This window comes from Streptomyces sp. NPDC050546 (assembly GCF_044457425.1).
GTDB lineage: Bacteria > Actinomycetota > Actinomycetes > Streptomycetales > Streptomycetaceae > Streptomyces.
On sequence record NZ_JBITGX010000027.1, the window covers coordinates 31,274 to 44,741 of the forward strand.

Consider the following 13,468-nt stretch of genomic DNA (forward strand, 5'->3'; position numbering starts at 1 on the left):
GGCGGTTGCCCACAGGCTGTGGATGGTCCCTGGTGTCCCGGGGTGCCCCGGCGTGCCCGGAGTGTCTGCGGGTGCGGGAGGGGCCAGAAGGGGGACGGCCGGGCCCGGGGCCGGGGCTGCGGCCCCGCTGGGCTGGCGCCGCGGCTGGGCTGGGGCTCGGCTGGGCTGGCGCCGCGGCTGGGCTGGGGCTCGGCTGGGGTTGGACGGGGACTGGGGCCACCGTAGCCCGGCCGGTGCGCGAGGGCGAGTGCGGCCAGGGGGCCGGAAAAGAGGCGAGTGCGGCTAGGACCTGGCAGAGGCGAGCGCCGCCAGGGGTCGGGAGAGGCGAGCGCCGCCAGGGGCCGGTCGAGGCGAATGCGGCCAGGGGCCGGCAGAGGCGAGTGCGGCCAGGGGCCTGAGGGCGAGTGTGGCCAGGGGCCGGAAGGCGGGTGCGGCCAAGGGGCCGGGAAAGTCGTGCGCGGTTTCGTGAACCGTTCGCGCGGGCCGGTCCGATGAGGGGATGTGAGCGAAACGAGAAGCGACGGGGAGCTGCTGCGGGCCATCGCCGCGGATGCCGACCGGCGTGCCTTCGAGGAGCTGTACCGGCGGTACGCGCCGTGGCTCCGGGCCCGGTTGCGGGGGCGGTGCGCCGATCAAGGGGTCGTCGACGACGTCGTACAGGAGACGTTCCTCGCGGTGTGGCGGGGCAAGGCCCGCTACCGGGAGGAGGGCCACTCCGCGGACGTGGCCGGGTGGCTGTGGCGCATCGGGTCGCGGCGGCTGGTGGACGCGCTGCGCGGTGACGGGGCACGGGGGCGGTTGCGCCAGGCCCTGGCGCGGCTGCGGCACCGGGACGAGGCATCGGCGGAGGAACGCGTGCTCGCGGGGGTGGAGCACGGGGACCTCGCCGGAGCCCTCGTCCGACTGTCGCCGGAGTTGCGGGCGGTGCTGCAGGCGACGGTCATCGACGGGCTCACCACCCGGGAGGCGGCCGTACTGCTCGGCATTCCGCCGGGGACGGTCAAGACGCGGGCGATGCGGGCTCGCAAGCAGTTGCGGGAGGCGTTGGCATGAGTTGGCATGTGCCGGAAGAGGACCTGCGCGCCTATGCGCGGGGGGAGTTGGCGGCGCCGGCTCTGTGGTCCGCCGATGCGCACCTGGAGGCCTGCGCCCGGTGCCGGGAGGCGCTGGGCGAGGTCAGTGACCCGGTCGCCCTCGACGCGGGGTGGGAGCGGCTCGACGCCGAGCTGGACGCGCCCCGCGCGGGGGTGCTGGAGTCGCTGCTCGTGCGGCTCGGGGTGCCCGGGCACACCGCGCGACTGCTGGCGGCGGCGCCCGTGCTGCGGCGGTCCTGGCTGGGAGCCGTCGTCGCCGTGCTGCTGCTGAGCGTGGCGGCGGGGCATCTCGTACGGGGCGGGCAGTCCCCGACGCTGTTCCTGGCGCTCGCGCCGCTGCTGCCGCTGGCCGGGGTGGCGCTGTCGTACGGGCCCGCCCTGGATCCGACGTACGAGATGGCCGTCGTCGCGCCGATGCACGGGTTCCGGCTGCTGATGATCCGGACGGTGGCCGTGCTGGGCGTGGTGCTGGGCCTGAACGGGCTGGCGACCCTCGCCCTGCCCGCGTACGGCCTGCGCGCGCTGGCCTGGCTGCTGCCCGCGCTGGCACTCACCGCGACGGGGCTCGCGCTGACGCCCCGGCTGGGGCCGGTGCTCGCACCGTCGCTGGCCGGCGGGGCCTGGGTCGGGCTGCTGATGCTGGCCGACGCGCTGCGAGCGGGCGCGCAGACACCCCTCGCGCCGTTCACCGTGGCCGGGCAGGGCGTCGCGGCGGTGGTCGCCGCGCTCGCCGCCGGGCTGCTCTTTCTGCTTCGTGACCGATTCGACCTCTTCCAGGGACGTGCCGCATGACCCCGACCGTGTCCGCCTCCGGGCTCAGCCTCCGCTACGGAGGCACCCGCGCCCTCGACGACGTGTCGCTGCGGCTGACCGCCGGCGTCACCGGGCTGCTCGGGCCCAACGGGGCAGGCAAGACCACGCTGCTGCGGGTCCTCGCCACGGCCCTGCCCGCCGACCAGGGCGCCTTCACCGTGCTCGGGCACGACCCGGGCACCGCGCGGGGCCGGCAGGAGGTCCGGCGCCGGCTGGGCTATCTGCCGCAGACGCCTGGGTTCCACCCGGACTTCACGGCCTTCGAGTTCGTCGACTACGTGGCGATCCTGAAGGAGATGACCGACCGGTCCGCCCGGCACCGCGAGGTGCGGCGGGTGCTGGACGAGGTGGGACTCGCCGACGTACGCGGGAAGCGGATCCGGAAGCTGTCCGGCGGGATGCGGCAGCGGGTCGCCCTCGGGGCCGCCCTGGTCGGTGACCCCGGGTTCCTCGTCCTCGACGAGCCCACCGTCGGGCTCGACCCCGAACAGCGCATGCGGTTCCGCGAGTTGATCGCGGGTGCCGGGGAGGGGCGCACGGTGCTGCTGTCCACGCACCAGACGGAGGACGTGGCGATGCTCTGCCACCGAGTGCTGGTCATGGCCGGCGGCCGAGTGCGGTTCGAGGGCACCCCGGCCGAGCTGACCGCGCGGGCCGCGGGGCGGGTGTGGAGCAGCGCGGAGCGGGACCCGGGCGCGAGGGCGGGATGGCGCACGGGCACCGGGACCTTCCGGAACGTGGGGGACCCGCCGGACGGCGCCGAGCTCCTCGAACCCACCCTGGAGGACGGCTATCTGCTCACCCTCGACGGTGACGCCGTGGAGGTGGCGGCATGACCGCGGTGATGGAGAAGCCGGTCGCCTCCGACGAGCGGGCCGAGGGCGGTCGGCCGTGGGCCGCCGTGATCGCCCTGGCCGGGTTCGAGACCCGCCGGCTGCTGACGATGCTGCCGATGCTCATCGCCTTCCTCGTGTACATCGGCTGGACCGTATGGCGCATGGGCAGGGACTGGGGCGGCTATCCCACCCTCCAGGACGCCGACCGCGCCACCCAGAGCGCGCCGATGCTCATCGGGCTCACCGTGCTGCTGTGCGTCAATCGCGCCGCGCTGCGCTCCCGGCGGCACGGCACGGAACCGCACTTCGCGGTGCTGGTCCTGCCGCAGTGGCGGCGCACGGTCGCCCATGCGCTGTCGGCCCTGGCCGTGGCCCTGCTCACCGCCGTGTGCGTGGCCGCGCAGTTCGGCCGGGAGGCGCTCCGGCCCGGCGCGATCGGCCACGGTTCGGTGAGCGAACTGCTCGTGGGCCCGCTGACCGTGCTGCTGGCAGGGCTTCTCGGGCTCCTCATGGCAGGCCTCGTGCGGTCGTCTCTGGCCGCGCCGCTGCTGGTCGTGTTCTCCCTGTTCCTGTTCCTCTTCTTCTGGGGCACGAGCGACGACGGGAGCCGCTGGCTGCTGCCGGTCGTCGTCGAGTCCACCAGCAACACCCTGCCGTCCGACCTGCTGGGCCGGCCCGCAGGCTGGCACGCCCTGTATCTGGCCGGGCTGGCGCTGTGCGCGGGCCTGACGGCGGTGCTGGTCGCCGGTGGCCGCAAGCCGCTTCTCCTGACAGGGATCGCCGGGGCGCTGGCCATGGCGCTGGTGGGCGGGGTGAGCCAGACGAACGGTGAATCCCCCGAGCTGGTCCGGGCCCGCGAACGGGCCTCGGCCACCCCTGAGCAGTTGCAGTCCTGCGTCCGGCGGGACGGATCGACGTACTGTGCGTTCCCCGAGTGGGGGCCGCGGGTCGGGGACTGGGCCGGGGTGGTGGACCGGGTGCGGTCCCTGGCCGGGGGCGGCGCGCAGGACCAGAAGATCGTCGTACGGCAGCGGGTCGAGGCCCGCTACGGCCTCTCCAGCGACAGCGCGCTGACGCCGCTGGAGCGTCCGCACGAGGTGACGGTGGGCACCCGGTGGGGCGGCAACCGCGTCCCCGAGTTCTCGGCAGCCGTCGCCGGAGTGCTGGTCGCGGGCGATGAGAAGGCCTCGACCTCGCTCTGCGACGGCCGCATCGTCACCGTGATGTGGTTGGCCCTGGGCTGGGAGTCCGACCCGATGGCCGCGCTGCGCCGCGTCCGCCTCGACAACAGCGACACCGGCTCGGCCCTCGTGCTCCAGCCGACGGACGGGCTGTACATGACCGACGCCCAGACGGAGGTGGTGCGCGAGCTGCTGGCGCGACCCCGGGGCGAGGTCACCGCGAGGGTGAAGTCCCACTGGGCCGAGCTGACCGCGCCGAAACTGACGGCGGCCCGGGCGGCGGAGCTGCTGGGTGTCAAGGCGCCCGAGGGAGACGACAAGTGCCTCGACTGAGAGGGGAGTTGGTCGTCGCCGTCGGCCGGACCCTGCCCCTGGGCCTGCTGGGGGCGGCCGGTGCGGCAGGGCTGCTGATGGCCGCGCTGACCCGGGCCACCGGCGAGGCGGGGGAATGGCTCGCGCTGCCGCTGCTCCGGGCGGCGATCCTGGCCTTCGCGATCGGCCTGGTGTTCCTCCTGGACGACCCGGCACGGCACACCACATCCACGGTGCCGACCCCGCGCCCCGTCCGTACCGGACTGCGGGTGGCACTCGTCCTCCCGCTCGTGACGGCCTGGTGGACGGTGGCACTGCTGCTCGTGCCGCGGGACCTACGGCCGCCGGTCGCCGACATCACGCTGGAGGCCGGGTCGGCCTTCGCCCTGGCGGTGACCGCCGCGGTGGTCACGGTGGGCTGCACCGACCTCACACGGCCCGGGGCGCGGGTCGCGAGTGGCCTGCTGACCTCGGCGGTGCTGGCTCTGCTGTTCTGGCCAGGGCGGTGGGCGCTGTTCGTGCCGGTGCAGGACGATCGGTGGGCGGCGGCGCATGACCGGTGGGCGGTGGTGCTGACCGGAGCCGTCCTGGTGGGGGTGCTGGGGGTGAGGGAGCCGGTGCGGCGGTGGTCGCGCCGCGGGGGCCGCGGGGGCCCGGGCCGCGGGTCGTACTCCTAGAGTGCCGGCGTGGACCTCAAAGCCGTACGCGCCTTCGTCGCGATCGCCGACTCCGGGCAGTTCCAGAAGGCCGCCGTGGATCTGGCCCTCACCCAGCAGGCCGTCTCCAAGCGGATCGCCGCGCTGGAGAAGGACCTCGGGGTGCGACTGCTGGTGCGTACGGCCAGGGGAGCGGAGCTCACCATCGACGGGCAGGCGCTGCTGCCGCACGCCCGGGCCCTGCTCCGGGCCGAGGAGCGGGCGGTGGCCGCGGTGAGCCCCGGGGACCGTGCGCTACGGGTGGACGTCGTGGGACGCCGGGTCGCCACGGCCGGACTGGTACGGGACTTCCACCGGGCGCATCCGGAGATCGCCCTGGACGTCGTCACGTTGTACGGCGCGGACACGGCGCTGGCCGCCGTGCGGGACGGGGCCGTCGACGCCACGTTCCGTGCTGTCACCATGCCCGGGCACCGGCTTCCCGAGGGCGTCGAAGCCGTCCCGGTCCTCGACGAGCCGCTGCGGCTCTGCGTCGGGCCGGGCCACGAGTTCGCCCGGGCCGCCTCGGTGACACCCGCGCAACTGGCCGGTCACCGGATCTGGATGCCGGGCAACGAGCCCGGCACGGAGTGGGCCGAGTACTACGACGAACTCGCCGCGGCCTTCGGCCCGACCATCGACACCATCGGCCCCAACTTCGGCATCGAGGCCCTCCTCGACACCATCGCGGACTCCCCGACCCTGGCGACGTTCCTCAGCGAACGCACCCCGCTGGTCTGGCCGACCGGCCACGACCTGCGCCTGGTCCCCGTGCGCGACCCGATGCCGGTCTACCCGCACTCCCTGCTCTGGCGCACGGACAACCCGCATCCGGGCCTGGCCGCCCTGCGCGACCATCTGGTGGCCACGCGCCCACGCCCGACCGAGGGGGATACCTGGCGTCCGTCGTGGGCGCAGCGGCCTTGACCCCGGGCCCGGCTCAGGTCTCCGTCCGGTACATCAGATCCACCTCGTGCGTCTCGAACCCCAGCCGCTCGTACACCGTCACCGCCGCCTTGTTGTCGGCGTCGACGTAGAGCATGGCCGTCGGCAGGCCCTGCCGCGCCAGGTGACGCAGGCCGATCGTGGTGAGGGACTTGCCGAGGCCGCCGCCCTGGGCTCCGGGGCAGACGCCGAGGACGTAGACCTCGCCGAGGCCCTCCTGGGCGTGGACCTTGGTCCAGTGGAAGCCGACGAGTTCGTCGCCGCGGAAGGCGAGGAAGAAACCGGCGGGGTCGAACCACGGCTCGGACTTGCGGTCGTCGAGGTCCCGCTGGGTGAGGGAGCCCTGCTCGGGGTGGTGGGCGAAGGCGGCGGCGTTCACGGCGAGCCAGGCCGCGTCGTCCTGGCCGGGGACGAAGGCGCGGACGCTGACGCCGGCGGGGAGCGTCGGGTAGGGGGCGTCGAAGTCCGTCAACGGGCGGCGCATCTGGCGCAGTTCGCGGAACAGGGTCAGGCCCAGGACCTGCGCGAGGTGCCGGGCGGCGGAGTGGCCGCCGTGCGCCCACACGCGCAGCCGCTTGCCGGAGGCGGCCAGCAGGGCGGATCCGAGCGCCCGTCCGTGCCCGTGCCCGCGATACCCGGGGTGGACGACCAGCTCGGCGGCCGGCGGCTCCACCGGGTCGGTGTCCTCCAGCTGGGCATAGCCGACGAGTTCGCCGTCGACGGTGAGCAGCAGATGCGCCACGCCCTCCCGCTCCCCGCCGCGCAACTGCAACCGGCCCTGCTCGGACACCGCCTGCTGCCCGTCGGTACGGGCGGCCTCGGCGAGCAGTCCGAGTACGGCCTCGGTCTGCTCCGGGGAGAGCGCGGCAAGGGTCTCGATCGAGCGGGGGCGTCCGGGCCTTACGGTGTCGTCGCTGGTCATGCGTACGAGGGTACGGCGCCCCACCGGCAAATCGGCGGCAAAAGGCAACCCAGATGTAACCACGAAACACCTGTCGCGCTACGCGCGTTGACTCTAGGCTGCGCCGGACGACATCACCGTCAGAGCAGACACATAAAGCAGACCCAGCAGCAGACACAACTGCAGACCCGACAGGGGGGCGTATGCCAGCCACTTCACCGGCACCGGTGCACCAGGAGCGCCGTAGACGTCGTACGAACCGTTTCGCCGCTCTCGCCGCCGGTGTCGTCACCGTCGGTGCGCTGGCCGCCGCGGGGCTGCCGGGGTCGGCGACCGCCGGCGAGGACCACCGCAAGGGCGGTCACTGGCCCGGCCGCTACCAGGACGTCCAGCTGCTGTCGTTCAACGACCTGCACGGCAACCTGGAGCCGCCGGCCGGTTCGTCGGGCCGCGTCACCGAGCACCAGCACGACGGGACGACGAAGACCATCGACGCGGGTGGCGTCGAGTACCTGGCCACGCATCTGCGGCAGGCCCGCAAGGGCGAGAAGTACTCCGTCACCGCCGCCGGCGGCGACATGGTCGGTGCCTCCCCGCTGATCTCCGGGCTCTTCCACGACGAGCCGACCATCGAGGCGCTGAACAAGCTCGACCTTGACGTGACGTCCGTCGGCAACCACGAGTTCGACGAGGGCGCCAAGGAGCTGGCCCGCCTGCAGAAGGGCGGCTGCCACCCGAAGGACGGCTGCTACACGGACAAGAAGTTCAAGGGCGCCGACTTCCCCTACCTGGCCGCCAACGTCCTCGACGAGAAGACGAAGAAGCCGATCCTCAAGCCCTACTGGGTGTGGAAGAAGAAGGACGTCAAGGTCGGCTTCATCGGCGTGACCCTGGAGGGCACCCCGGACATCGTCTCCGCCGAGGGCGTCAAGGGCCTCTCCTTCAAGGACGAGGTCGAGACGATCAACAAGTACGCCAAGGAGCTGCGGAAGAAGGGCGTGAAGTCCATCGTCGCCCTCATCCACGAGGGCGGCTTCCCGGCGTCGACGTCGTACAACTACGACTGTGACTCCCCGGGCGCCGGTGACGGCGTCTCCGGACCGATCGTCGACATCGCCAAGAACGTCACGCCGCAGGTGGACGCGCTGGTCACCGGCCACACCCACAACGCGTACGTGTGCTCGATCGACGACCCGTCGGGCAAGCCCCGCATGGTCACCTCGGCCGCGTCCTTCGGCCGCCTCTACACCGACACCACGCTGACGTACGACCGCAAGACCGGCGACATCGCCCGTACGGCCGTGAAGTCGGCGAACCGCGTGGTCACCCGGGACGTCCCCAAGGCGCCCGACATGACCGAGCTGATCAGCAAGTGGAACACCCTGGCCGCGCCCATCGGCAACAAGCCGATCGGCTACATCTCCGCTGACATCGGCAACACCGGCACCGAGTCCCCGCTCGGCGACCTGATCGCCGACGCCCAGCTCGCGTACGGCAAGCAGCTCGACCCGGAGACGGATCTGGCGCTGATGAACCCGGGCGGTATCCGGGCACCCCTGACGTTTGCGGCCAAAGCCGGTGAAGGCGACGGTGTCGTGACTTATGCGGAGGGATTCACGGTCCAGCCGTTCGCCAACACCGTGAACCTCCAGGACTTCACGGGCGCCCAGCTGATCCAGGTGCTCAAGGAGCAGGTGACCGGACCGAACGCGGCGGCGCCGAAGGTCCTCCAGGTGTCGTCGGGCCTGACCTACACGCTGGACCTCACCAAGTCCGGTGCCGACCGGGTGGTCACCGACTCGGTCAAGCTGGGCGGCAAGGCCATCGACCCGGCGGCCACCTACCGCGTCGCGACGAACAGCTTCCTCGCGGGCGGCGGCGACGGTTTCCCGACGCTGGGTCAGGGCACGAACGACGTCGTCGGTCTCGACGATCTGGCCGCTCTGGAGCAGTACCTGACGGCCAACTCGTCGGCCGGTAACCCGATCGCGCCGTCCAAAGCGGACCGCATCACGATCGTGAAGTAAATCGCATAGGTGGGGTTCAGGTTGCGAGGTGGGGCGGTGCGCATGGTCGGATGAGACGATGCGCACCCCCCACCGCATAGACACGCACCATCCCGACGACCGCTCCGAACAGCCCCACAACCCTTACGACGAACTCGGCGCACTCGACGACGGGCCTCTGGAGGCGACCCCTCTGCAGGACTTCCTCGGCGAGGACGCCGAGCAGCGGGACGAGCAGGAGCCGGAGTGGTCGCCGCCCGACCACCGCCGTGGCGGCCGACGGCGAAAGAATCGTTTCGCCGGGCTGCCGCTCGCGGTGAAGGCGGTGGTGGGCCTGGTCGTTCTCGCCTCGTTCGCCGCCCTCGGTGACCGCTGGGCGGTGCTGTACGCCGAGCACAAGGCCGCGGACACCCTCAAGGACCGCCTGGACCTGGCCGCCGCGCCCGAGGTGGAGATCGGCGGCTTCCCCTTCCTCACCCAGCTCGCCGACAAGCGGCTGGAGTCGGTGAAGGTGACCGTCCCGGACGTCGCCGCCGACCGGGTCTCGCTGGCCAAGGTGTCGGCCACGGCCCATGACGTACGGCTGAACGCCGACGGCCTGACCTCCGTGCGCGGCGCCGACGTCCCCCGGTTCGACGGGGACGTCATGCTGTCCTTCGAGGATCTCAACCGCGAACTCGGCGCCTCCCAGGTGACGTTCACCGGAGAGGGCCGGGACCGGGTGCGGGCGCGCGGCACCCTGCCGGTCGCCGGGCACAACCTGAAGCTGCGGGCCGAGGCCCGGATCCAGCGGCAGGGGGAGCGGGGCATCGCCACGGAGATCGGCGGCATGCGCCTGGACATCGGCGACCTGGCCACCTACCGCCCCGGCAAGCGGGCCTCGGAGGGGCTGCATCTGACGCCCAAGGCCTCCGCCGACCTGGCGCGGGAGACCCAGAAGGCCAAGGCGCTGCTGTCGGTCCCGGCCATCGTGCAGCGCATGGGCGTGCCCGAGGCGACCGTGAACGAGGCCCTGGCCGACGACGGCAAGCTCGCCGAGCTGACCGGCTCTCCGCGCTTCGCCCGCCAGGCCGAACGCCTCAACCTCATCGACCTGGCCCTGAACAACCCCGAGGTGCTCAAGCGCCTGGGCCTCGACCCCGACCTGCTCGGCGAGCTGTCCGGCCTGACCCGCCCGGTCCTGGCCGACCGCCTCGCCCTGGCGTTCGAACTGCCCAAGCCGGAGCAGGGGGACGTACAGCTGGAGGACGTACGGGTCGAGGAGGACGGCATCAGGGTGCGGCTGTCGGGCTCGGGACTGTCGGTGGGCGGCTGATCCGCACCGACTCCCAGGCTCCGGGCCCATCCCTGGGTGAAACTTTGTGTGCAGAAGTGTTGACCTCTGTTCGAGTCCCCTTCTAGTTTCGTGCTCCACTGAGCGGTCCGGCGGCGGTCCTGCTGCGGGCTGCTCGCCTTCGCACATGCTCAGAAGGGGATGTCGTGTCTCAAAGGAACCATCGCGGGACAGCTTGCGTGGGGGCGCTGCTGGCCTGCGTCACGGCATTCGGCGGAGCGCTCGCCTCCCCCGCTGCCGCCTCACCCGCCCACCGACCTGCCACGCCGCCGCCGGTCAGCGACTTCAAGGGCGTCAACTGGGCCGACCCGCGCGACAACTACGCCGACGACGCGGTCGTGCCCTCGGGCCTGTCCACCACCGACAGCTACGCCACCACCTACGCCAAGTCGAAGGCGATCGTCACCGGCTTCTCCAAGCTCGGCGCCAACACGGTCCGGCTCCCGGTGAACCCGACCTCGGTGAACGGCCCGTTCTGGAAGTCGTACCGGGCCGCGATCGACGCCGCCACCGCCAAGGGTTTCAAGGTCATCCTGGGCTACTGGGAGGCCGACAACGCCAAGGACGGCAAGATCGACGACCAGGCCTCCTGGGACCGCATGTGGGCGCGGATCACCACCTCCTACGCCCACAACTCCAAGGTGCACTTCGAGCCGATGAACGAGCCGTTCGGCTACACCGCCCAGGAGTGGACCGACATCGCCGCGCAGTGGGTGAACACCCACCGCTTCATACCCCGCGACCGGATCCTGATCGGCGGCTACAAGTACAGCGAGGACGTCAAGCCGGTCTGCGCCGACCCGCGCCTCAAGGGCACCCGCCTGGCCCTGCACAACTACGGCTTCTGGCACACCGACTGGACCAGCGTCGACCAGTGGAAGGCGGACTTCAAGTCGCGCATCGGGGACTGCGCCTCGCGCACGATCCTCGACGAGTTCGGCGCCTCCATGACCACCGGCCTGGACTACAACGGCCCGGTCGGCACCTCCAACGAGATCGCCTACATCCAGGCCGCGACCGACACCATCCGGGAGCTGGGCCTCGGCTCGGTCTACTGGCCCGGCCTGCGCAACGGTGACACCTACTCCCTCACCACGCTCCAGGGCACGGGCACGAAGCTCAGCCTGAAGGTGAACAACCAGAGCGGCCTGGACCGGCTGCACTACGCCTGGAAGACGAAGAAGTAGGGCTGGTGCCCCTTCCGGGTTCGGCGCCGCTTGTCAGCCGAACCCGGAAGGGAGTTCTCAGGACGCCGAGGGCGTCCAGCCCGCGAGCCAGTCCGCGACCTCCTGGCCGGCGGCCTGCGCATCGCTCAGGTGCGGCCGGTTGCTGCTCGCACTCCCCGCCCCCGCCCCGCTGTTCTTGTACTCGGCGAACCGGTCGTCCTTCCACGAGAAGCCGCTCATGTCGGTCCACGGCGTGGACTTGATCGCGGAGCTGAGGCTCGTGTTCCGGACGGTGGTCTGCGGATCGAGGGAAGCGTCCCCACCCGCGTGCCAGGGCCGGCCGAGGTAGAAGCTGCCGTTCGACACATCGCCGTTCACCGTGGAGTTGGCGATCAGGATGCCCTTGCGGTTGGCGGCGGTGCTCGGCGCCGTGACGTAACCGGCGGACGTCCCGTCCCACCGCTTCTTCAGCGTGATGACGGACTTGTCGACGACGGCCGTGGCCCGCCCGAAGATGAAGTCGACGTTGCCGACGACGTAGGAGTTGCTGACGTAGACGCGCCCGAGCTTGTCCTTGGCGGCGGTGTCGACGAGCAGCGTGTCCTGGTCGCCGCTGACGATGATCCCGTCCAGGAACACCTTGTCGGCGGCGGTCCGCAGGGCGACGGCCTGATGCCCGCTGAGGCTCTGGTTGGCCTTCTCGTCGAAGTCGTTGGAGATGGTCAGGTTCCGGGCCTGGAAGTCGTCGGCCTCGACGGCGACGGTGGCGCTCCCGCCGGTGCCGTACGTACCGCCGCCGGGCTTGGGCGTACCGGCCGCGTTGTTGTAGACGATCGTCGTGTCCTTGCGGCTGCCGCCGGTCCCCTGGATGGTGACGTGCGGCTTGTTGGACGGCACCTTCACGAGTTCCCGGTACGTCCCCGGCTTCACGGCGATGACCACGCGGGCGGGATTGTTCGCCGGTACGGCGTTCACGGCGGCCTGCACGGTGCGGTACTGCCCGCTGCCGTCCGCCGCGACGGTCAGGGTCGTCGCCGCGGCGGCCTTGGTGGTGGCCGTCGTCCCGATGGAGGCGCGGGGCCCGACCCCGGACCGGAGGATGGCCGGGACGTCGGCGGCCTGGTCGAGCGTGTACCGGTAGTAGGCCTTCGGATCGAAGGCCGTCCCGCCGCTCTCGTTCCTTCCACTGGTCCCGGAGAAGACGCTCCCGCGCTGCACGATCGCGGCGCCGCTGTCCTTGATGACGGGGTTCTTGATGCCCTGGAAGTAGGAGTTCTCCAGGACCATCTTCGTCGCGCCGCGCGAGTAGTTGCCGTACGACGACTTGATGGAGGTGCCCGACGCGTCCTCGAGGAAGTTGTTGTAGAGGTGCGCGTGCGCGGCGTTGTCCGTGGACGGATTGCGCTGCTCGGTCTCGCGGATCCAGTTGTGGTGGATCGTGATGTCGGTCTTGACGTTCTCGGTCCAGCCGATGCCGAAGGTCTTGTTGTTGTCGCTCAGCTTGTTCCAGGAGACGGTGACGTTCGTCGAGTCCTTGCGGACGTCGATGAGCCCGTCGGCCATGTGCCGCAGATCGTTGTGATCGATCCAGATGTGATGGGCGCCGTCCATCTGGATGGCGTCGAAGTCGTGGTCCTTGTCGTTCCAGATGCCCTGGTAGGCATCCCGGATGGTCAGATTCCGGATGATCACGTTGTGCACGCCGGACCCGAGGAAGAACCCACCGCCGACGATGTGCCCGGAAGTCCCCTGGCCCACGATGGTCTTGTCGGACTGCACCTTGATCTCTTTGCCGACCGGGTTCATGTTGATGGTCCCGGCGACGACGATGACGTACGGCTCGGCGGCGGTGGCGTACTTCTCCAGCTCGGCCTGCGTCTTCACCGTGACGGTCTTGCCGTCCCGCCCGCCGTACGTCCCGTTCTGCCCGAGGGAGTTGACGGAGGCGAACCCGTCGGCGGTGTCGGCTGCCCAGGCCGGGGTGGCGGCGGAGGCCTGCCGGCCCGTGCCGCCGAGGACGCCGAGGTCGGAGCCGTAGGCGAGGGTGCCGGCGGCGGTCAGGGCGAGGGGGACCGTGACGGCCAGGGCGGTGCGGCTTCTGCGGTGACGGTGACGGGCCTTGCTGCGCGGCTCACTCATACGGCGATCCGATCCGTGTGGGGGAATGACCGCTGAGCAGTCGCCGC

The 13,468-nt window shown here is 71.6% G+C and carries 11 protein-coding genes; 9 read left to right on the forward strand and 2 right to left on the reverse strand.

Annotation, left to right across the window (positions count from 1 at the left end):
• The first annotated feature begins 501 nt into the window (after positions 1-501).
• Genes ACIBK5_RS41080 through ACIBK5_RS41105 form a run of 6 tightly spaced genes read left to right on the forward strand, consistent with a single transcriptional unit; the run spans position 502 to position 5,858 of the window.
• Entirely contained in the window at positions 502-1,053 is a 552-nt protein-coding gene (locus tag ACIBK5_RS41080; RefSeq protein WP_399028173.1) for an RNA polymerase sigma factor, read from the forward strand.
• On the forward strand, positions 1,050-1,886 hold the full coding sequence (locus tag ACIBK5_RS41085) for a zf-HC2 domain-containing protein (protein ID WP_399028175.1): 837 nt from the start codon (positions 1,050-1,052) through the stop codon (positions 1,884-1,886). Before ACIBK5_RS41080 ends, ACIBK5_RS41085 begins: the two co-directional genes overlap by 4 nt.
• Positions 1,883-2,743 carry an ABC transporter ATP-binding protein gene (locus ACIBK5_RS41090; protein WP_399028177.1) on the forward strand — a complete coding sequence of 287 codons (861 nt, stop codon included), beginning with the start codon at positions 1,883-1,885 and terminating at the stop codon, positions 2,741-2,743. The genes ACIBK5_RS41085 and ACIBK5_RS41090 overlap by 4 nt, the downstream gene beginning before the upstream one ends.
• The gene (locus ACIBK5_RS41095; protein WP_399028178.1) at positions 2,740-4,257 is read left to right on the forward strand and encodes an ABC transporter permease; all 1,518 of its coding nucleotides are present in this window, start codon (positions 2,740-2,742) and stop codon (positions 4,255-4,257) included. Before ACIBK5_RS41090 ends, ACIBK5_RS41095 begins: the two co-directional genes overlap by 4 nt.
• Entirely contained in the window at positions 4,245-4,913 is a 669-nt protein-coding gene (locus ACIBK5_RS41100) for an ABC transporter (protein ID WP_399028180.1), read from the forward strand. Before ACIBK5_RS41095 ends, ACIBK5_RS41100 begins: the two co-directional genes overlap by 13 nt.
• Before the next feature lie 9 nt (positions 4,914-4,922).
• Positions 4,923-5,858 carry a LysR family transcriptional regulator gene (locus ACIBK5_RS41105; RefSeq protein WP_399028182.1) on the forward strand — a complete coding sequence of 312 codons (936 nt, stop codon included), beginning with the start codon at positions 4,923-4,925 and terminating at the stop codon, positions 5,856-5,858.
• Positions 5,859-5,871: 13 nt separating this feature from the next.
• On the opposite strand, the gene mshD is transcribed toward ACIBK5_RS41105, so the two are convergent.
• A complete protein-coding gene (mshD, locus tag ACIBK5_RS41110) occupies positions 5,872-6,798 on the reverse strand; it encodes a mycothiol synthase (protein ID WP_399028184.1) in 927 nt (308 codons plus the stop codon).
• A 182-nt stretch (positions 6,799-6,980) separates the two neighbouring features.
• Between mshD and ACIBK5_RS41115 the strand changes: the two genes are divergently transcribed.
• The 3 genes from ACIBK5_RS41115 to ACIBK5_RS41125 all read left to right on the forward strand — a co-directional run bounded on the left by ACIBK5_RS41115 (position 6,981) and on the right by ACIBK5_RS41125 (position 11,303).
• Positions 6,981-8,804: a bifunctional metallophosphatase/5'-nucleotidase gene (locus ACIBK5_RS41115; RefSeq protein ID WP_399028186.1), complete on the forward strand. Its 1,824-nt coding sequence runs from the start codon at positions 6,981-6,983 to the stop codon at positions 8,802-8,804.
• Between the two features lie 58 nt (positions 8,805-8,862).
• On the forward strand, positions 8,863-10,098 hold the full coding sequence (locus ACIBK5_RS41120) for a DUF2993 domain-containing protein (protein WP_399028188.1): 1,236 nt from the start codon (positions 8,863-8,865) through the stop codon (positions 10,096-10,098).
• Positions 10,099-10,262: 164 nt separating this feature from the next.
• The gene (locus tag ACIBK5_RS41125; RefSeq protein WP_399028190.1) at positions 10,263-11,303 is read left to right on the forward strand and encodes a glycoside hydrolase family 5 protein; all 1,041 of its coding nucleotides are present in this window, start codon (positions 10,263-10,265) and stop codon (positions 11,301-11,303) included.
• 57 nt (positions 11,304-11,360) lie between these two features.
• Here ACIBK5_RS41125 and ACIBK5_RS41130 read toward each other — a convergent pair whose 3' ends face one another.
• A complete protein-coding gene (locus tag ACIBK5_RS41130) occupies positions 11,361-13,421 on the reverse strand; it encodes a pectinesterase family protein (protein ID WP_399028192.1) in 2,061 nt (686 codons plus the stop codon).
• Between the last annotated feature and the right edge of the window lie 47 nt (positions 13,422-13,468).